20 protein-coding genes are annotated in these 17,989 nt (G+C 69.5%); 11 read left to right on the plus strand and 9 right to left on the minus strand.

All coding sequences use genetic code 11. The features are described 5' to 3' along the window. Positions 1–15: 15 nt before the first annotated feature. Complete coding sequence (gene coxB / locus QE389_RS07755) at positions 16–996, minus strand: cytochrome c oxidase subunit II (RefSeq protein WP_307366041.1); 981 nt, start codon at positions 994–996, stop codon at positions 16–18. Positions 997–1,269: 273 nt separating this feature from the next. Here coxB and QE389_RS07760 point away from each other — a divergent pair, with 273 nt between their 5' ends. The 5 genes from QE389_RS07760 (at position 1,270) to QE389_RS07780 (ending at position 5,144) form a co-directional block, all read left to right on the plus strand. Next, positions 1,270–1,614: a PadR family transcriptional regulator gene (locus QE389_RS07760; protein WP_307366043.1), complete on the plus strand. Its 345-nt coding sequence runs from the start codon at positions 1,270–1,272 to the stop codon at positions 1,612–1,614. Further along, positions 1,611–2,213: a DUF1700 domain-containing protein gene (locus QE389_RS07765; RefSeq protein WP_307366045.1), complete on the plus strand. Its 603-nt coding sequence runs from the start codon at positions 1,611–1,613 to the stop codon at positions 2,211–2,213. The genes QE389_RS07760 and QE389_RS07765 overlap by 4 nt, the downstream gene beginning before the upstream one ends. Next, positions 2,210–2,989, plus strand: coding sequence for a GIN domain-containing protein (locus tag QE389_RS07770; protein WP_307366047.1), 780 nt, complete (start codon positions 2,210–2,212; stop codon positions 2,987–2,989). Before QE389_RS07765 ends, QE389_RS07770 begins: the two co-directional genes overlap by 4 nt. 219 nt (positions 2,990–3,208) lie before the next feature. Next, on the plus strand, positions 3,209–4,261 hold the full coding sequence (locus QE389_RS07775; protein ID WP_307368971.1) for a UbiA family prenyltransferase: 1,053 nt from the start codon (positions 3,209–3,211) through the stop codon (positions 4,259–4,261). 52 nt (positions 4,262–4,313) lie between these two features. Further along, the gene (locus QE389_RS07780) at positions 4,314–5,144 is read left to right on the plus strand and encodes a DUF3298 domain-containing protein (protein ID WP_307366049.1); all 831 of its coding nucleotides are present in this window, start codon (positions 4,314–4,316) and stop codon (positions 5,142–5,144) included. A gap of 39 nt (positions 5,145–5,183) precedes the next feature. On the opposite strand, the gene QE389_RS07785 is transcribed toward QE389_RS07780, so the two are convergent. Genes QE389_RS07785 through QE389_RS07795 form a run of 3 tightly spaced genes read right to left on the minus strand, consistent with a single transcriptional unit; the run spans position 5,184 to position 6,785 of the window. After that, complete coding sequence (locus tag QE389_RS07785; RefSeq protein ID WP_307366051.1) at positions 5,184–6,143, minus strand: alpha/beta fold hydrolase; 960 nt, start codon at positions 6,141–6,143, stop codon at positions 5,184–5,186. A 37-nt stretch (positions 6,144–6,180) separates the two neighbouring features. After that, positions 6,181–6,381 (minus strand): helix-turn-helix transcriptional regulator, encoded by a 201-nt coding sequence (locus QE389_RS07790; protein ID WP_307366053.1) that lies wholly within the window; start codon positions 6,379–6,381, stop codon positions 6,181–6,183. Further along, positions 6,378–6,785 carry a hypothetical protein gene (locus QE389_RS07795; protein WP_307366055.1) on the minus strand — a complete coding sequence of 136 codons (408 nt, stop codon included), beginning with the start codon at positions 6,783–6,785 and terminating at the stop codon, positions 6,378–6,380. The genes QE389_RS07790 and QE389_RS07795 overlap by 4 nt, the downstream gene beginning before the upstream one ends. 126 nt (positions 6,786–6,911) lie before the next feature. Here QE389_RS07795 and QE389_RS07800 point away from each other — a divergent pair, with 126 nt between their 5' ends. Then, a complete protein-coding gene (locus tag QE389_RS07800; protein ID WP_307366057.1) occupies positions 6,912–7,922 on the plus strand; it encodes a fatty acid desaturase family protein in 1,011 nt (336 codons plus the stop codon). Beyond that, a complete protein-coding gene (locus QE389_RS07805) occupies positions 7,919–8,569 on the plus strand; it encodes a methyltransferase (protein WP_307366059.1) in 651 nt (216 codons plus the stop codon). The genes QE389_RS07800 and QE389_RS07805 overlap by 4 nt, the downstream gene beginning before the upstream one ends. A gap of 111 nt (positions 8,570–8,680) precedes the next feature. Here the strand turns inward: QE389_RS07805 and QE389_RS07810 are convergent, their stop codons facing one another. Then, positions 8,681–9,244 (minus strand): type 1 glutamine amidotransferase domain-containing protein, encoded by a 564-nt coding sequence (locus QE389_RS07810; protein ID WP_307366060.1) that lies wholly within the window; start codon positions 9,242–9,244, stop codon positions 8,681–8,683. Between the two features lie 106 nt (positions 9,245–9,350). Here QE389_RS07810 and QE389_RS07815 point away from each other — a divergent pair, with 106 nt between their 5' ends. From QE389_RS07815 to pgm, 3 genes are all read left to right on the plus strand, one after another. Further along, positions 9,351–9,710 carry a hypothetical protein gene (locus tag QE389_RS07815; protein ID WP_307366062.1) on the plus strand — a complete coding sequence of 120 codons (360 nt, stop codon included), beginning with the start codon at positions 9,351–9,353 and terminating at the stop codon, positions 9,708–9,710. A 97-nt stretch (positions 9,711–9,807) separates the two neighbouring features. Next, positions 9,808–10,659, plus strand: a complete 852-nt coding sequence (locus QE389_RS07820) for a neutral zinc metallopeptidase (RefSeq protein WP_307366064.1) — start codon at positions 9,808–9,810, stop codon at positions 10,657–10,659. Positions 10,660–10,697: 38 nt separating this feature from the next. Continuing rightward, complete coding sequence (gene pgm, locus QE389_RS07825; RefSeq protein WP_307366066.1) at positions 10,698–12,335, plus strand: phosphoglucomutase (alpha-D-glucose-1,6-bisphosphate-dependent); 1,638 nt, start codon at positions 10,698–10,700, stop codon at positions 12,333–12,335. On the opposite strand, the gene QE389_RS07830 is transcribed toward pgm, so the two are convergent. After that, positions 12,336–13,292, minus strand: coding sequence for an aspartyl protease family protein (locus tag QE389_RS07830; RefSeq protein WP_307366068.1), 957 nt, complete (start codon positions 13,290–13,292; stop codon positions 12,336–12,338). 176 nt (positions 13,293–13,468) lie between these two features. Between QE389_RS07830 and thrC the strand changes: the two genes are divergently transcribed. Then, on the plus strand, positions 13,469–14,863 hold the full coding sequence (gene thrC, locus QE389_RS07835; RefSeq protein ID WP_307366070.1) for a threonine synthase: 1,395 nt from the start codon (positions 13,469–13,471) through the stop codon (positions 14,861–14,863). Positions 14,864–14,882: 19 nt separating this feature from the next. Here thrC and QE389_RS07840 read toward each other — a convergent pair whose 3' ends face one another. The 3 genes from QE389_RS07840 to QE389_RS07850 all read right to left on the minus strand — a co-directional run bounded on the left by QE389_RS07840 (position 14,883) and on the right by QE389_RS07850 (position 17,971). Beyond that, positions 14,883–15,197 (minus strand): CsbD family protein, encoded by a 315-nt coding sequence (locus QE389_RS07840; RefSeq protein ID WP_307366073.1) that lies wholly within the window; start codon positions 15,195–15,197, stop codon positions 14,883–14,885. Between the two features lie 92 nt (positions 15,198–15,289). Next, positions 15,290–16,234 carry a homoserine kinase gene (locus QE389_RS07845; RefSeq protein ID WP_307366075.1) on the minus strand — a complete coding sequence of 315 codons (945 nt, stop codon included), beginning with the start codon at positions 16,232–16,234 and terminating at the stop codon, positions 15,290–15,292. A 3-nt stretch (positions 16,235–16,237) separates the two neighbouring features. Next, positions 16,238–17,971, minus strand: coding sequence for a homoserine dehydrogenase (locus QE389_RS07850; protein WP_307366077.1), 1,734 nt, complete (start codon positions 17,969–17,971; stop codon positions 16,238–16,240). Positions 17,972–17,989 lie beyond the last annotated feature (18 nt).

The following is a 17,989-nucleotide window of genomic DNA, read 5'->3' on the forward strand; positions in this document are numbered from 1 at the left end:
ATTTCTGTTCGCCTCTTACTGGGCGGCCGGCGCGGCGGGCGCCGCGACGGGAACGGGTTGGGTCGTCGCGGCGGCCGCGGCCGCGGGGGTCGCAGCGGCGCTTTCTGCAGCCGGGGCGGCACCAGGAGCGGCGGCGGGCGCGGCGGCCTTGGGCGTCATGGAGCCGCCCTTGGAGGCGACCCAGCGCTCGAACTCGGCCTGGCTGACGACATGGATCTCGATCGGCATGAAGGCGTGATCGACGCCGCACAGTTCCGAGCATTGGCCATAGAAGACGCCGGTGCGTTCGGCCTTGAACCAGGTGGTGTTGATTCGGCCGGGCACGGCGTCGGTCTTCAGACCGAAGGCCGGCAGGGCGACGGCGTGGATCACATCCGAAGCGGTGATGACCAGTTGCACCGTCTTGCCGACCGGAACCACCATCGGCTCGGTCGCGGCCAGGCGATACAGGCTGTGCGGCAGGCCACGGGAGGCCAGCTGATCCTCGGGCAGCATGTTAGAGATGTATTCCGCCACGCCTTGGTCGGGATACTCATAGGCCCAGTTCCACTGATTGCCCGTCACCTTCACCGTCAGGTCCGGACGCGGCATGTCGTGATAGGCGAACAGCAGGCGGAACGAGAACAGGGAAATGAAAACCAGGATCACGACCGGCAGGACCGTCCAGATCACCTCGACCGTGGTGTTGTGGCTCCAGCGCGCGGGCGTCGGATTGGCCTTCTTGTTGTAGCGGAAGACGATCCAGGTCAGCAGGCCCAGCACCAGAAGGGTGATGCCGACGATGATCGGCAGCAGGATCACGTCGTGGAAAAAATGCGCGTCGTGCTTCAGCGGCGAGGCGGCCGGCTGCAAGCCGATCCCGCCCGGCGTCGGCTGACCCATCAGGTCCTGCGCCCAGGTCGGCGCCGCGGCGGCCACCGCCAGTCCGGCCCCCAGCACGATCCGGGACGCGGCGCGGATTGCGCCCTTGACCGTCCCTCGGGCTCGCTTGCCCATCCCCATAGGAGTCTTCCCCATAAAACCGTTATTCAGCAGACGCTTGCGAACGAATCGCAACTGTCACGCTGACGTGATTGCCACGCCCGGCGCTTTGCCGATCACCTATCGGATCGTTCCAGCCTTGCCAAGCGATCAACGCCGATCCGGCCGCAAAGCCGCCGCAAGCTGGGCCGCTAAGCGCCACGATTAAATCGCTGTCATGTTTCGACAGCTACCTTGCGTCACAAGATACCTTGCCGTATTCGATTTCCATCACAGGGAGAGATCGAGGTGCCTGAAACCATCGAGATACAGCTGAAGAAGGGGGTGCTTGGGCTATGCGTCCTGGCCCTTCTGAACCGGGCGGACAGCTACGCCTACGAGATCGCCAGCCGGCTTGCGGACGCCATCGACATGGGGGAAGGCACCATCTACCCCCTGATGCGGCGGATGCAGGCCGAGGGCCAGGTCGAGACCTATCTGGTCGAATCCTCGTCCGGGCCGTCCCGGAAATACTATCGCCTGACCGAGGCGGGCCGCGCGGCCTTGGCCGCCCAGACCGCCGAATGGTCCGCCTTCACCAAGGCCGTCGACGCCATCGTGGCGAACGACGCCGACCAGGGAGCCGCCCAATGACGCGCGCCGAGTTCATCAATCGCCTGAAGGACGGGCTGGTCGGACTGCCGACCACCACGGCCAACGACATACTGGCTGACTACCAGACCCATTTCGACGACGGCCTGGCCGCCGGACGCACCGAGGCCGAGGTCGCGGCGGCGCTGGGCGATCCGGTCCGGCTGGCCCGCGAACTGAAGGCCGAGGCCGGCATCCAGCGCTGGCGCCAGGAAAAGAACCCGTCCGCCGCCGCCGGCGCCGTCTTCGCGGTGCTGGGCCTGGGCGCGCTGGACATCCTGATCCTTCTGCCCCTGCTGATGGGCGTGGTGGGGACCGTGTTCGGCTTCTTCATCGCCGCCGTCGTCATGTTCGTCTGCGGCGGGGTGGTCATGGTCGCAGGCCCCTTCGCCGGCTTCCCCGGCGGGCCCTTTGCGGCGATCCTGATGGGGCTGGGCCTGATGGCCGGGGCCGTCTTCATCGCGGCCCTCCTGACCATTTTCACCATCTGGCTGGTCAACGGCGTTGTATGGTTCGCCCGCCTGCATTACCGCCTGCTCAAGCCCGCGCTTGAGCCTTCTTCTTCCTCCCAATCCACCTCGCCTTCGGGAGTTTCGGCATGATCCGCACCCTGTTCATCATCGCCGGCGCCGCCTTGGTGCTGTGTTTGGTCACTGTGGGCGGCGCCCTCGCCATCGGCGGCCACGACCTGCAACGCCACGGCTGGGCTTGGACCATCAAGAACCGCGACGGCGAGACCGTTCGCTTCGAACGGGTCCAGGGCGACGCCGCCGACCTCGGCCCCCTCACCACCCGCACCCTGGCCTGGACCGGCGGCGAGACCCTGACCGTCGATTCCAGCGTCGATGTCGAATACGTCCAGGGCGACGCCAACTCCGTGGTCGTCACCGGACCCAAGGCCCTGGCCGACCGGGTGCGGATCGAGGACGGCCATATCCGTCTGGGCGAAGGCGACGAGCGCGTCGTCTTCGGCTGGGACAGCGGGAATTTTTCGGCCCGCACGGAGCGCGACGAACTGAAGGTCGTCGTCACGGCCCCCAATGTGACCCGCTTCGTCGCCAACGGCTCGGGCGATCTGACCATCCGCAGTTACGACCAACCGTCGCTGGCGCTGGACATCGCCGGGTCGTCGGACGTCTCGGCCTCGGGCCGCGCCGATCGGCTGAGCCTGGACATCGCCGGTGCGGGCGACGCCGACCTGGCCAGCCTGACGCTGAAGGACGCCAAGATCGACATCGCCGGCTCCGGAGAGGCGACGGTCGCCGCCACCGGCACGGTGGACGTCGACATCAACGGCTCGGGCGACATCAACCTGGCCCTGCGTCCGGCCAAGCTGAACAGCAGCATCTCGGGCTCGGGGGAAGTTCACCAGAACTGAGCGCAATCGGCGCATGGTCGATAGTCGTCATTCCGCGGCGTCCGAAGGACGAACCCGGAACCCAGGGGGACCTCTCCGTCGCCGGATGCGTTTGACGCCGCTGCGGCATCCCTGGGTTCCGGGCCCTTCGCTCCGCTCAGCCCCGGCGTGACGAACAGCGAGGTCGGTCGCGTCGTCCACGCCTTCACCCCTGCGCCTTTCGCCGCTAGTCTGGGCCGCATGACGTTCGCCCCCCTACCCGACGCCGGCGCCAACTGGGTGGACCGCCATGCGCCCGAAGGACTGAAACCCTGGCTGAAGCTGGGGCGGTTCGACCGGCCCATCGGCATCTGGCTTCTGCTGCTGCCCGGCTGGCAGGGGATCGCCCTGGCCCTGGCGCAGTATCGCCAGGCGCCGGGCCTGTATGATCTATGGCTGTATGATGTCTGGCTTTTCGTCGGCTTCGGCGTCGGCGCCTGTCTGATGCGAGCGGCGGGCTGCGCCTTCAACGACATCGTCGACCGCGACTTCGACGCCAAGGTCGCCCGCACGGCTCAACGACCCATTCCCTCGGGCCGGCTCAGCGTCAAGCAGGCGTGGGCCTTCGTCGTGGGCTGCAGCCTGGTCAGCCTGTCGATCCTTTTGACCCTGCCGACCGTGGCGATCCTGCTGGGCGTCGGCTCGCTGGCCCTGGTCGCGGCCTATCCCTTCATGAAGCGGATCACCTGGTGGCCCCAGGCCTGGCTGGGACTGACCTTCAACTGGGGCGCCCTGATGGGGTTCGCCGCCGCCCTGCCCCTGGCGGCGGCCGCCCTTCTGCTCCCTGCCGACCTGGCTGGCGAGTTCCGCCCCTTCCTATGGTCGCCCGCCAGCGACAGCGGCTACGCCGTCGGCCTAGCCTGGCAGGTCTATCTGCCCGCGATCCTGCTGTGGATCGGCGGCGTCTTCTGGACCCTGGGCTATGACACCATCTACGCCCTTCAGGACATCGAGGACGACGCCATGGTCGGGGTGAAGTCCTCGGCGCGGCGGCTTGCCTCGGCCGTGCGGCCGGGGGTCGCCGTCTTCTACGCGCTGGCCGTGGTGTTCGCCGCCCTGGCGGGGTTGGCGGCCGGGCTGGGGCCGCTGTTCTGGATCGGCCTCATCGCCTACGCCGCGCATCTGGCCTTGCAGACGCGCCGGATCGCTCCGGCGGACGGCCCCCTGGCCCTGAGGCTGTTCCGGTCGAACCGGGAGGCGGGCTTCATCCTGCTTTTCGCCATCGGCCTGGGCGCAGTCTGGTCGCCGTCCTGATTTCCCCTCCCCTAGCGTCCCCCCGACGCGCCCCGCGATAGGAACCGAAAGCATGCGCTCCTCCCCCGCCAAGATCCTGCTGATCACCGTCGCCGTCGCCGCAACCCTGTCCGCAACCCTGGCCGCCTGCCAGCGCCGCGAGGACAAGCCCGCCCAGCCGACGCCGGCGCCGGCCCCCGCCGCCGTGGACGGGCCGCTGGCCTATGACGCCAAGACCGACTACGCCAGCGTCGAACTGACCCTGCCCGAGACGGTGAAGACCGCCCCCGGCCTGCGCGCGGCCCTGTACGAGGCCGGGGTGCGCGAACTGGGCCAGTTCGCCGAGGGCGCCCAGGCGGACCTCAGCGAGGCGGGCGGCGGCGACCGTCCCTATACGCGCACCGTCGCCTATTCGCCGGGCGGCGAGACGCCCAGGCTGATCAGCCTGGCGCGCACCAATTTCGAGGACACGGGCGGCGCCCACCCCAATGTCACCTATGGCGGGGTCGTCTGGGACAAGACGGCCAAGCGGCCTCTGGGCTTCGCCGATCTGTTCCGCGCCGGGCCGGACACGGTCGCCCTGGACAAGGCCCTGTGCGCCGCCGCCAACGCGGCCAAACAGGCCCGTTCGCCGGGATCTGAGCCCGCGACCCTGGGCGGCAAGATGTGGACCTGCCCCAAGGCCCTGGCCACGCCCTTCATCCTGACGCCGGGGTCGGAGCCGGGCAAGATCGGCGGGATCACCTTCCTGCTCGATTCCTATCAGATCGGGCCGCATTCGGACGGCGACTACTGGATCGCCCTGCCGCAATCGACCTTCCGCACCCTGCTGGCCCCGGCCTACGCCGACCAGTTCGGCGGCGCCCCGGTCAAGGCAGGCGATGTGACGCCGAAGACCTCATAAACAACCCGTTCATCCCCGGCGAAAGCCGGGATGCACGGATCAGGGGTGCGCCAGGAACGCCTCCACCAAGGCGGCGAACCGTTCGGGCTGGTCGGCCATGATGAAATGGCGCGATCCGTCCACCCGGATCAGCGTCACTCCCGGCAAAGCCGAATACTCGCGCGCCCACAGGGCGTCGGCGCCCGCCGCCGACGCTCCGCCGTCGGCATCGGCGGCGTACAGAGCCGTCACCGGCGTCGTCATGGCCGCCAGCCCCGGCCGGGCATCGATCGTCATCACGTCCTTCATGGCCGAGGCGACGGCGTGGCGGTCGCTGGTCATCGACCAGGCGACGATCCGCGCCTGCTCCTCCGGCGTCCGCGAGAGTGCCTTGGCCGTGGCCTCCTGCTGAGTGCGGAACCGAGCGTCGTCCGCGCCCACGATCATGGCGGCCGCCTGGTCGGCGAACGGCCTGACGCCTTCGGGCGTCGCGGTCGGACCGAACAGGGCGCTGTAGAAGGGCAGGCTGTCCACCGTCATCAGCCGGCCGACCAGACCCGGCTGTCGCTGCGCCAGCAACAGACCGCTCAGGCCGCCCATCGAATGGCCGATCACCGCCGGCCGGTTCAGCCCGGCCTGACGGATGTAGCGGGCCAGTTCCTCGACTTCGGGCTGGACGAAAGCGCCGTCGCCATGGCGCCACGGCTCGCCCGCGAACCCGGCCAACTGCACCAGATGCACCCGATGCGTCGCCTTCAGCCGATCCGCCGTCGCCCGCCACGCCTCGCGTGAGGACGCCAGGCCGGGAATCAGGATCACGTCCGCCCCCTGCCCGACCACGTCCACCGACAGCCGGTCCGAAACGAAGGGCGCGGCGGCCGCCGCGCCCGGACCGCCGGATCGAGCCTCGGCCCGAGCCGTGTCGTTGTCGACGCCGGCGCAGGCGATCAGAGCGCCCAGGACGACGGCCAGGCGCAGGGGCGCGAAGACGCCCCGGAAAGGGCGAACGGGATTCGACATCACAGTCTCCAATTGTAAGGTTATTCTGACTTTCCGGTCAGGCCGAATGCGGGTTCTCGAAGATATCCTCGACCGGCCGTTCGAACACGGCGGCGATGCGATAGGCCAGGTCCAGCGACGGATCGTGCCGTTCGGTCTCCAGGGCGATCACCGCCTGACGCGACACCCCCAGCGCCTGGCCCAGCTGTTCCTGGGTCCAGCCGCGTTCGACCCGCAACAGCTTCAGACGATTCTTCATCGGCTGCTCCGGATAAAGGGCGAGACAATGCCGTACAGGGCCCAGAACACCGGCACGATCAGCCAGGTCTGCATGTGCGGCGCCCCGGCGAAACTCTCGCCGAAGCCCCAGAACGCCGCGACCGCCAGCGTCAGCCCGGACGCGACGATGAACTGTTTGGCGGTCACGCCGCGCACGAATTCATCGCTTTCGCGCATCAGCGCCAGGGTCGCCCAGATTTGACCGATCACAGGCGCCGAAACCACCGCCGCCAGCACCCAGGCCGTCGGCCTGCCCATGATTTCGTCGAAGGCGTCCGTGGTCATCATCGCCACGGAGATGGCGACATAGGGCGCGGTGAACGCCATCGTGCGGATCAGATAGCGCCGATGCGCCGGCGTTCCGGTCTTCCAGGCAGCGAACATCGGGAGCTCCTTCTTGTAAGGCCAACCTTACATTGGCTTGATGTCATGTCAACCTGACTTTTTGTCAGGATATCCCCACATTCATCCGTTGCTTTTCCAGACGCGCCGACGGGGTTAGACTGCGCCATGCCCGCCGCACCGCGCATCGCTCCGTCGATTCTGTTCACGCCCCAAGAATGGGCGCCGTTCCAAACGCGCTCGGCCTGGGTCGGGCCGCTTCTGGTTCTGCATTGCTGGGCGGTGATCGGCCTGGCCGTGACGGCGGGGGTGATGGCCCCCTGGCTGATCCCGATCTGCGTCATGGTCGTCGGCACGCGCCAGCTGGGCCTGGCCATCCTGATGCACGAGGCGGCGCACGGCGGCCTGTCCAGGAACGCCCGCCTGAACGATTTCCTGGGCCACTGGCTGTGCGCCGTGCCCATCGGCGCCAGTCTGAAGGACTACCGCCCCTATCATCTGCGCCATCACCGTTTCGTCCAGCAGCCCGAGGATCCGGACCGGATGCTGTCGGCGCCCTTCCCCGTTACGCCCGCCTCGCTGCGACGCAAGCTGATCCGCGACCTGACCGGCCAGACCTTCTTCAAGCAGCGAGTGCTGCTGCCCCTGGCCCAAATCCGCGCCGCGCCGTCCTCAAGCGATAGCGCGAAGGGACTGCGCTCAAGCAGCCCGACAAGCGATAGCGCAAAAGGAATGCACGAAGCCGCCCACGATTATGAGTCCATCGTCATCGGACGGTCTGTCCTGCCTTTCCTGGCGTTCAACGCCGTCCTGCTGGCCGGCTTCATCGCGGCGGGCGTCTGGTGGGCCTTCTTCGCCCTGTGGCTGCTGCCGATGGCGACCTGGTTCCCGATGGTCACGCGGCTGAGAAACATCGCCGAACACGCCTGTGTCGAGGGCGGTGGCACGAACGCCTTCCGCGCCGCCCGCACCACCCGCGCCCGCTGGTGGGAACGCGCCTTCATCGCCCCCTATTGGGTCAACTTCCACGCCGAGCATCATCTGTTCATGCATGTGCCCTGTTGGAAGCTGCCGGCCCTGCACCGCGCCGTGCGCGCCCGGCCGCAAGGGCGGGCGGTGGAGGTCGCGCCCGGCTATCTGGACGTGCTGCGCAGCGTGACGACACGCCCCGCCCCGTGACCGTCGCCGATCCCGCCGCCTTCGTCCGCAGCCAGACTCGGCTGCAGCCCGTGCCGCACGCGCCCGAAATCTCCCTGTGGCTGGCCGATGAGATCACGCCGATTTGGCGCCTGACCGAGGAGGAGCTGGGCCAGATGGGCCTGCCGCCGCCGTTCTGGGCCTTCGCCTGGGCGGGCGGCCAGGCCCTGGCGCGCTATGTGCTGGATCATCCGCACGAGGTCGCCGGCATGCGGGTTCTGGACTTCGCCGCCGGCTCGGGCCTGGTCGGCGTGGCGGCGATGCGGGCGGGGGCGGCCCAGGTCCTGTGCGCCGACATCGACCCCTTCTGCCAGGCGGCGGTGGCGGCCAATGCACAGGCCAACGGCGTGGTCCTGGGCTTTACCGACCGCAATCTTCTGGAGGCGCCGCCGCCCCCGGTGGATGTCATCTGCGCCGGGGACATCTGCTACGAAAAACCGATGACCGAGGCGGTTCTGGCCTGGCTGGATCAGGCGCGGGCGAAGGGGACACGGGTGCTGATCGGCGATCCGGGCCGCACCTACTTCCCCCGCTCGGGCCTGAACTTCCTAGCCGAATACCGCGTGCCGACGACGCGGGAGCTGGAGGACCAGGAGATCAAGCGATCCTCCGTCTGGGCCATGCCTTGAGCCTGTCAGAGAGCCTGTCAGCCGTTATTCCGGGGCTTCGCAGGACGAACCCGCGTCAGGCCGCCCTGCATGGGCCGCCCTGCATGGGCCGCCCTGCATGGGCCGCCCTGCTTACGCCGCCTGACCTTCGTGGCGCCCCTCACCGAATTCCTCGATCATCTTGGCGTTGAAGGCCGGGATGTCGTCGGGGCAGCGGCTGGTGACGAGTCCCTGATCCACCACCACTTCTTCATTGACCACATTGGCCCCGGCGTTCTTCAGGTCGGTGCGGATGCTCTCGAACGACGTCATCGTGCGCCCCTCGACCACGCCCGCTTCGATCAGCAGCCAGGGCGCGTGACAGATGGCGGCGACCGGCTTGCCCGCATCGAAGAAGGCCCGCACGAAGGCCACCGCATCCGCATCGGCGCGTAACAAGTCAGGGTTGGCCACCCCGCCCGGCAGCAGCAGAGCGGAATAGGTCGAGGCGTCCACCGCCGCCACCGCCTTGTCGGCCGTCACCTTGTCGCCCGGCGTCAGATGATCGAAGCCCTGGAACTCGCCGGCCTTCAGCGACACGATCTCGACCACCGCGCCCGCATCCTTCAGCGCCTTCATCGGTTCATTCAGTTCGACCAGCTCGACGCCGTCGGTCGCCAGGATGGCGACGGTCTTGCCGGAAAGGGATTGGGCCATGGGATACACTCCGTTTTGGAAAGGGGTTCGGCGCCATGAACCCACGGCAAGTCAAAGGGTTGCGGCTCCGCTTGTCGCGCGCGGCCGTCCGCCCCACTTGTCAGTCATGCGAACGCTCCTGACCCTGACGACCCTGCTGGCGGCCGCCGCGACGCCTGTCCTCGCCCAGACCTATCCTGCCCCCGGCCGCCCATACGGCGCCTATCCGGGCGGCGTCCCGGCCGCCATCGCCGACCAGCATCGCTACGAGAACGACCGCCTGCGCACCCAATCCCAATCGAACGCCGAACAGGCCCGCCAGCAGCAGATCGAGACCCAGCTTCGCCTGCGCGCCATCGAATCCGCCCGCGAACCTGCGGCGGCGTCCGCCCTGCCGCCCCGCCCCCTCTACAGCTCCGAACAGGAGCGCGCGCTGCGCCAGTCCGCCGCCGAACGCCGCCAGCAGACCGCGCAGGGCATCAGCTAGATCGACGCCTGGCTGGATCGGCCGCGCTAAGACCACGCATCCCTTCCCTCGCCCCCGCGTTCCGGCCTAGCTTAGGTGGTCATCTGGAGAACGACATATGCGCTGGCGGGGTGGGGAAACGAGCGGCCGGATCGAGGATCGACGGGGTTTGGGCGGCGGCGCCATCGCAGGCGGCGGCATCGGCGTTGGCGTGCTGGCCCTGATCGGCTATTTCGTCTTCGGCATCGATCCCGCGACCACGACCCAGTTGGCCAGCCAGTTCGGCGGCGTCGGCGCGACCGAGCAGCAGGGGCAGATGGGCACGCCCAAGGACGAGGCCGGTCGGTTCGTCGACGTCATCGGCACGAACATTGACAAGGTTTGGGCGCAGAAGCTGGAAGGCTATCAGCCGCCCAAGGTCGCGATCTACGAACAGGGCACCCCGACCGGCTGCGGCTACGGCCAGTCGGCCATGGGGCCCTTCTATTGCCCGACCGACAAGACCGTCTATCTGGACCTGAACTTCTGGCAGGAGATGGAGACCCAGCTCGGGGCCTCCGGCGCCGACTTCGCCCGCGCCTATGTCATCGCCCACGAATTCGGCCACCACGTCCAGACCCTGACCGGCACTTCGGATCAGGTCCGTCAGGCCCAGCAGCGCGCCAGCGGTCAGGGCGAGGCCAACCGCTATTCCGTCGCCTTGGAGCTTCAGGCCGACTGCTACGCCGGTGTCTGGGCCAGGAACGCCGCCGCCGTCTCCAATGGCCAGGTCGCGCTGGAGCCCGGCGACATCGAAGAGGGCATGAAGACCGCCCAGGCCATCGGCGACGACACCCTGCAACATCGCGGCGGCGGTCGCGTCTCGCCCGAAAGCTTCACCCACGGCTCCTCGGCCCAGCGGGTCGAATGGCTGCAGCGCGGATATCAGTCGGGCGATCCTGCGTCGTGCGACACCTTTTCCGGCGCCTGATCGCCCACCTTTTTCCCGAAACGATAGACTGACTGACGATGCATGACCGCGCCGGCCTGACCGCACGCCCCGAAGACCTGATCGACCTGGATGCCCTGCTCGGCGCCTATGAGGCGGTGAGGCCCGACATCACCGATCCGCAGCAGCGGGTCGTCTTCGGCACCTCGGGCCACCGGGGGTCCAGTCTGGACGGCGCCTTCAACCAGGCCCATATCCTGGCCATCGCCCAGTCGATCGCCGAATACCGCGCGGCGCAAGGGATCGACGGTCCCCTTTTTCTGGGACAGGACACCCACGGCCTGTCCGAGCCGGCCTTCCGCACGACGCTGGAGGTTCTGATCGCCAACGGGGTCGAGGTGCTGATCGACGCCCGCGACGGCTATACCCCCACCCCCGCCGTGTCCCACGCCATCCTGACCCACAACCGCACAAACGCGCGGCAGGCCGACGGCGTCCTGATCACGCCTTCGCACAATCCGCCCCGCGACGGCGGCATCAAATACAATCCTCCCTCTGGAGGCCCGGCGGGGGGCGAGGCCACCGCCGCCATCGCCGCCCGCGCCAACCAGTTGATCGAGGGCGGCCTGACCCAGGTGCGCCGCGTCCCCTTCGCCCAGGCGCATGCGGCGGCCGGGCGGTTCGACTATCTGTCCGCCTATATCGACGATCTACCCAGCGTGCTGGACCTGGACGTCATTCGAAATGCCGGGGTCCGCATCGGCGCCGATCCGCTGGGCGGCGCGGCCGTCGCCTATTGGGGCGAGATCGCAACGCGGCACCGACTGGACCTGACCGTGGTGAACGACGCCGTCGATCCGCGCTGGGCCTTCATGCCGCTGGACGCCGACGGCAAGATCCGCATGGACTGTTCGTCGCCCTCGGCCATGGCCGGTCTGATCGGCATGATGAAGGGGGGTTCGGCCTATGACGTCGCCTTCGGCAACGACGCCGATGCGGATCGCCACGGCGTCGTCACCCCCGACGCGGGCCTGATGAACCCCAACCACTTCCTGGCCGTCGCCATCGCCTATCTGTTCGCCCATCGGCCGGGCTGGGGCGCCGAGGTGGCGGTGGGCAAGACCCTGGTGTCCTCCTCCATGATCGACCGGGTCGTGGCCGGCCTGGGGCGCCGCCTGGTGGAAACGCCGGTGGGGTTCAAACATTTCGTGCCGGGGCTGCTGGACGGCTCGGTGGGCTTCGGCGGCGAGGAGTCGGCCGGGGCGTCCTTCCTGCGACGCGACGGGACGGTCTGGACCACCGACAAGGACGGGCTTTTGCTGTGCCTGTTGGCCGCCGAAATCCAGGGCCGCACGGGAAGCAGCGCCAGCCGCCTCTACGACGACCTGACCGACCGCTACGGCGCGCCCGCCTATGCCCGGATGGACGCCCCGGCGACGCGGTCGGAGAAGGCGCGTCTGTCCGCCCTGTCGCCCGCCGACGTCACCGCCACCACCCTGGCCGGCCAGCCCATCGTCGACATCCTGACGAAGGCGCCCGGAAACGGCGAGGCCATCGGCGGGCTGAAGGTCGTGACCCAGGACGCCTGGTTCGCCGCCCGGCCGTCGGGGACAGAGGACGTCTACAAGATCTACGCCGAATCCTTCCTGGGCGCCGACCATCTGGCGACGGTCCAGGCCGAGGCCAAGGCGGTCGTCGGCGCCGCTCTGGCGGGCTGATCAGGGTTCCACCGTAAGCTCCAGCGGCCGGGCGACCCACAGCCCCGGCCGGCCCAGGTCCATGGCCATGCGCCGCTCGGCGAAGGCGGCCATGCCGACCAAGGCGCGCGGAAAGCCGGGCACGAGCACGTCGTTATAAATGGCCACCTCGGCCCGGCGATGCAGTTCGTCGCCGATGGTCAATGTGCGGACGCGCACCGTCTCGGCCTGGATCACCCCGCCCAGAACGATGCTGCGGCCCGCCCGCCGCTCGCGCCCGTCCAGCAGGCCCGCGCCGCGGGCCGCGTCGCGCGTCAGGGCCACAAGGGCCGAGGCGCCGGTGTCCACCACCGCCTCCACCGTCGCGCCCTCCACCGTGATGGTGGTCTCCAGCGCGCGACCGGCGCGCCGCACGGACAGGGCCGTCAGGGCCGCAGGCGGGGTCCAGCCGGCGCGCGGCGCGAACCGCAACCGACGCGCCCGGGCGTCCAGCTCCAGCACCAGTTCGGCCAGCACGTCCTGGCCCAGGATCAGCCCGGCCCCCAGCCCGGCCTCGCCCGCCAGCGGCCCCAGGTCCAGGAGCGCGGCGCGCAGTCCGTCCAGCCGCAGGGCGCGGCCGCCCACGCCGATCGACACGTCCAGGGTCGCGCCGCGCCCCATCTGCGCCCCGCCGCCCACGCCATAAGCGACCATGGGAATGTCGAACAGGTTGGTCAGGCCCAGCCGCTGCACCAGCGACCGATCCACCGCCGAATATTGCGCGCCTGAATCCACCAGCGCCCGCACCGGCTGACCGTTGACGCTCAGCGCCAGGGTGGGGGTCGTCGCCAGCGCCTCTGCATAGGGAAGCCAGTCGGTCGGACCGTCGGCGAACGCGGCCGTCGGCCGACGCCAGACGACGTGGTCGCGCACCCACCAGGCCCCGCCCACGGCGCCGGCGACCAGGCCCAGCCGGATCAGAAGATCGCGTCGTCTCATGCTCCAGACATGGACCCCCTGGTCGCCGGATACCAGCGCAGGCAAGGTCGCAGGGGATGCTCGGCACGGAAATTGTCCCGCACCGGGCGCAGACTCGCCACAGGCGCCAAAAACATCCCCGTTTCGACCACAAACGGGGTGACGCCGCCGTTCGCTCTGGCTAGGACCAAGCCGTCATGAGCACCTCCAGCGCCCGCTACGTCTCCACCCGGGGCCATTCCCCCGAAACCGATTTCTCAGACGCCCTGCTGCGCGGCCTGGCCCCGGACGGCGGCCTCTATATGCCGACCGCCTGGCCGACCCTGTCGCCCCAGGCCTGGACCAGAGAAGCCGACTACAAGGCCATCGGCCTTCAGACCATCGCCCCCTTCATCGGCGACGCCCTGCCCGAGGGCGCCCTGGCGCGCGCCGTGGACCGGGTGGTCGCCGGTTTCGGCCACCCGCTGGTCACGCCCCTGGTCGAGCTGGAGCCCGGCCTGTTCTTGCTGGAGCTGTTTCACGGCCCGACGGCGGCCTTCAAGGATCTGGCCATGCAGCTGGTCGCCGCCCTGACGGACGAGGCCCTGACCGCCTCGGGCCAGCGGCTGACCATATTGACCGCCACGTCGGGCGACACCGGCGCCGCCGCCGTGCGGGCCTTCGCCGGCGCCCGTTCGGTCGATCTTGTGGTGCTGCATCCGCTGGACCGCGTGTCGCCCGTGCAGCGCAAGCAGATGACCACGGTTCAGGCGGACAATGTCCTGAACCTGGCCGTGCGCGGCGATTTCGACGACTGTCAGCGGCTGGTGAAGGGCCTGCTGTCCGACCCGTCCTTGCGCGAACGCGGCCGCCTGTCCTCGGTCAATTCGATCAACTGGGCGCGGCTAGCGGGCCAGATCCCCTACTATGTCTCGGCGACCGCCCAGTTGGGCCACGCGGCCACCTTCGTCGTGCCGACGGGCAACTTCGGCGACGCCTTCGCCGGTATCGCCGCGACGCGCATGGGCCTGCCGTCAAACGGATTCGTCGCGGCGGTGAACCAGAACGACGCCCTGGCCCGGGCGCTGAACGACGGGCTTTATTCGCGGCGTCCTGCGGTCGAAAGCGGCAGCGTCTCCATGGACGTCCAGGCGCCCTCCAACTTCGAGCGTCTGGTGTTCGAGGCGACCGGCCGAGACGCCGAGGCCACGCGCGCGGTGTTCGAAACCTTCGCCCGCGACGGCGCCGTCGTCTTCGATCCCGCCCTGCTGAACGCCCTTCGCGCCGAGGTCTCCGCCGTCTCCATCGACGAGGACGAGACCCGCGCCGAGATCGCCCACGCCCACCAGACCTGGGGCCGGGTCGTCTGTCCGCATACCGCCGTGGCCCTGGCCGTCGCCCGTCGTCAGGACCGCGCCAAGGGGCCGGTCGTGGCCCTATCGACAGCCCACCCCTCCAAGTTCGGCGGCTTCGTTTCCGAGGTGCTGGGCTTCGAGCCCGCCCCCGCGCCTGTCATCGCCGCCCTGGGCGATCAGCCCGAGCGGTTGAGGATCGTCGACGGTACGATGGAGGCCGCACTGGACGCCGTGACGGCCTTTTCAGACCGCCACTGACGTCAGGAACGGCGTGGTCTTAGCGACGCCCGCCGCCCGTGAGGGTGCGCAAAAGCAACAGACCCACCCCCGCCACCGACAGGGTGGTCAGCAGGGGACGCTTGCGCGCCTCGGCCGCCACGGTGCGGGCCTTGTCGCGATAGTCGGCGGGCGCCTTTTCGACCAGACGATCCACGGCGTCCATCGCCTTGCCGAAGGTCTCCAGCGAGCGGCCCTTGGCGTCGTTATAGGCGCCTTCGACCTGCAGCTTCTGGTCGCCGACCAGCTTGCCAAGGCCCTTCTGCACCTTGCCCTGCGCCTGGGAGGCGGCGCCGTTGATCGATTCGTCGGTCATGATGAAATCTCGTTCTCGGGGAGCGCGGCTGTCGCCGCATCCGGTGAAAACCCCGCCCCGCGCCGCCGGTTCCCCGGCGCGACGATTCCGTCTCAGACCGCCTCCAGTGCGCGCCAGTGGTCCAGGCGCCGAAGGAAGACGGACGGGTCCTTGGGCGTGACCAGTTTGGACGGATCGTGGAAGATGCGATCGTGCAGGCGCGTCAGGGTGAAGCGCAGGGCCGCCGCCTCGCCCAGTCGCGGCAGGGCCGCGCGCTCGGCCGATGTCAGGGGCCGCACCGTCTCATATCCGCGCTGAAAGGCGGCCAGGGCGGACGGGATCGCTCGCCCCTCGGCGTCGAAACCCCAGGCCGACAGGGCGATGGCCAGGTCGTAGGCCAGGGGGCCGGTGCAGCCGAAATAGAAGTCGATCACCCCCGAGACGGCGCCGTCCTGGAACAGCACATTGTCGGGAAAAAAATCGGCGTGGACGGCGCCGACCGGCAGATCGTCCGTAAACGGATCGTCAAGCCGCTTCAGCCCGTCTTCGGCCTGGTCCAGCAGGACCCGGTCCTGGCCCGAAGCGCCCGCCGCGCAGCGATCCGCCAACCGCCGCCATGCCGCCGGGCCGACCGGATTGACCCTCCGCCCAGCATAGTCGACCGCCGCCAGATGCAGTTGCGCCAGCACCGCGCCCGCAGCCGCCTGATCCGCCTCGGTCGGGTCGCGCAGCCAGGCGCCGGCCTTCCATTCGATCACCGCCGTCGCCCGGTCGTTCAACCGTCCCAGCCAGCCGCCGGCCCGATCCGGCATGGGTGTCGGGCAGGGAAATCCGCGCGCCGCCAGATGGGCCGTCAATCCCAGGCAGAACGGCAGTGAGGCGGCGTCCGTGCGTCCCTCGAACAGGGTCAGGACGAAGCGCCCGGCCGTCGTCTCCAGCCGATAGTTGGTGTTCTCCACCCCCTCGGCGATGGGCGCCAGTTCGCGCACCTGCCCCAGGTCGTAGGCGGCGAGAAAGGCGTGCGCCTGATCGAGGGAGACGGGGGTGAAGACGGCCATGGTTCAGTTCAAACCCGCGTCGGCGCGGCGCGCGCGCACGATCTCGGCCAGGTCGGCCATGATGCTCTCGGTCGTGGCCCAGCGGCCGGCGCCGCGCCCCCGGCACCGCCACACCCGGCCATCGACGCCATAGACCTTCAACGCATTGCCCTCTCCGCGCAGGCTGGAGAACAGGGGGTCGCCGTGGTCCGCCGTCAGGGCGACCGAGGGCTGGATCAGGCCGTCCCTCAGACGGGCGGCGCCGATCTGGCGCACCCCGCCTTCCACGGAGGTCGCCGGGGTCAGGGCGTCGCGCGAGACCTCGCAGTCGGGCTCGCGTCCGAAGGCTTCGTGGCACAGCAGCCGCACCTTGGCCGCCGCGTCCAGCCCTTCCAGGTCCGCCGACGGATCCTCCTCGGCGAAGCCCGCCGCGCGGGCGTCGGCCAGAGCTTCGTTGAAGGCCGCGCCATCGCCCAGCCGTTCCAGCATGAAGTTGACCGTGCCGTTCAGCACCGCCTCGAAGCCGACGACTTCGCCGGCGGCGCGGGCGGCCCGGACCGTTTCGACCATGGGCGCGCCCCCGCCGACCGAGGCCGACCAGAAGATGCGCCGCCCCTTGGCCTGGGCCAGGGCCTGAAGGCCGGCGGGATCGCGGCTGACCGCCTGTTTGTTGGCGCTGGCCACATCGCAACCGGCCTCTAGCGCCGCGCGGATCAGGGCGTGACCGGCCTCGCCCTCGGACAGGGCTTCCAGCACGATGTCGGGTTTGCGGGACAAAAGGGTCTCGGCGCTGGCGGTGAACAGGCCGCCCGGACAGTCGATGTCGCGCGCCTTGTCGGGATTGCGGACCAGAACCCCCACCACCGCGTAGCGGGCGTCGCCCAGCAGACGGGCCAGAACCCCGCCGCCCACCACGCCGCAGCCCGCGACCGCAACCTTCAGCGGCGGCAAGGCCGGGGCCGGTCCGGGGGGCGCCGATTTTTCGCCGATCACCGTGCCGTCGGCGCGGTCCAGAGCCGCGACCTCGATCTCCACGCCGCGGCTCTGGCCCAGGTCGATGGCGTCGTGCTGCACCAGGGCGCCGCCCAGCTTGCGCGCCACGTCCCAGGAGGCGCGGCGATAGCGCAGGGCCGGGGCCGTCCGGTCGTTGGGATCGTGGTCGTAGAGACCGTCCACATCCTTGACCAGCCGCACCTTCTTCAAGCCCAGCTCGGCCGCCAGGAACACCGCCGTCAGGTCCGATCCGCCGCGTCCCAACAGCGCCACCCGCCCGTCGGGCCGCACCGCGCCGAAGCCGGGGACCACCACGACCTCGTGCCGATCCAGCGCCTGTTTCAGATGGTCGGGACGCAGGCCGCAGGGGCGCGAATGTTCGGGCTCGCCCTCGGCCACGATGCCCAGTTCCCGCACCGACAGGGCGCAGGCGTCCAGGCCGATCCGATCGCAGGCCACCGCCACCAGGGCGGCCGACTTCTCCTCGCCCAGGGCGACATAGCCGGGCAGAAGGTCGTTGGAATGGGCCAGGCCCAGCGACCGCGCCTCGGCCAGCAGTCGGTCCGTCTGACCCGCGAAGGCCGAGACCACCGCCACCACCTTCCGCCCCGCACGCACATGGCCATAGACGGCCGAGGCGACCAGCGGGGCCTCGGCCGGGCTGCGCAGGATCGACGAGCCGAACTTCAGCACCACCACCTCGGCGGCGGGCTGGTCGGCGAGCCGGGGCTCGGATTTCTCTACGACGGCGAGGGAGGCGGACATCGGGGGTTTCTCGAATTT

Origin of the sequence: Brevundimonas sp. SORGH_AS_0993, assembly GCF_030818545.1 — a bacterium.
GTDB lineage: Bacteria > Pseudomonadota > Alphaproteobacteria > Caulobacterales > Caulobacteraceae > Brevundimonas.

Coding starts and splice junctions, on each gene's coding strand:
- QE389_RS07770 (WP_307366047.1), top strand. CDS start 2,210: ATGATCCGCACCCTGTTCATCATCGCCGGCGCCGCCTTGGTGCTGTGT.
- QE389_RS07845 (WP_307366075.1), bottom strand. CDS start 16,234: ATGGCCGTCTTCACCCCCGTCTCCCTCGATCAGGCGCACGCCTTTCTC.
- QE389_RS07790 (WP_307366053.1), bottom strand. CDS start 6,381: ATGAAGAATCGTCTGAAGCTGTTGCGGGTCGAACGCGGCTGGACCCAG.
- pgm (WP_307366066.1), top strand. CDS start 10,698: ATGCATGACCGCGCCGGCCTGACCGCACGCCCCGAAGACCTGATCGAC.
- thrC (WP_307366070.1), top strand. CDS start 13,469: ATGAGCACCTCCAGCGCCCGCTACGTCTCCACCCGGGGCCATTCCCCC.
- QE389_RS07815 (WP_307366062.1), top strand. CDS start 9,351: ATGCGAACGCTCCTGACCCTGACGACCCTGCTGGCGGCCGCCGCGACG.
- QE389_RS07830 (WP_307366068.1), bottom strand. CDS start 13,292: ATGAGACGACGCGATCTTCTGATCCGGCTGGGCCTGGTCGCCGGCGCC.
- QE389_RS07795 (WP_307366055.1), bottom strand. CDS start 6,785: ATGTTCGCTGCCTGGAAGACCGGAACGCCGGCGCATCGGCGCTATCTG.
- QE389_RS07775 (WP_307368971.1), top strand. CDS start 3,209: ATGACGTTCGCCCCCCTACCCGACGCCGGCGCCAACTGGGTGGACCGC.
- QE389_RS07780 (WP_307366049.1), top strand. CDS start 4,314: ATGCGCTCCTCCCCCGCCAAGATCCTGCTGATCACCGTCGCCGTCGCC.
- QE389_RS07785 (WP_307366051.1), bottom strand. CDS start 6,143: ATGTCGAATCCCGTTCGCCCTTTCCGGGGCGTCTTCGCGCCCCTGCGC.
- QE389_RS07820 (WP_307366064.1), top strand. CDS start 9,808: ATGCGCTGGCGGGGTGGGGAAACGAGCGGCCGGATCGAGGATCGACGG.
- QE389_RS07800 (WP_307366057.1), top strand. CDS start 6,912: ATGCCCGCCGCACCGCGCATCGCTCCGTCGATTCTGTTCACGCCCCAA.
- QE389_RS07840 (WP_307366073.1), bottom strand. CDS start 15,197: ATGACCGACGAATCGATCAACGGCGCCGCCTCCCAGGCGCAGGGCAAG.
- QE389_RS07765 (WP_307366045.1), top strand. CDS start 1,611: ATGACGCGCGCCGAGTTCATCAATCGCCTGAAGGACGGGCTGGTCGGA.
- coxB (WP_307366041.1), bottom strand. CDS start 996: ATGGGCAAGCGAGCCCGAGGGACGGTCAAGGGCGCAATCCGCGCCGCG.
- QE389_RS07810 (WP_307366060.1), bottom strand. CDS start 9,244: ATGGCCCAATCCCTTTCCGGCAAGACCGTCGCCATCCTGGCGACCGAC.
- QE389_RS07850 (WP_307366077.1), bottom strand. CDS start 17,971: ATGTCCGCCTCCCTCGCCGTCGTAGAGAAATCCGAGCCCCGGCTCGCC.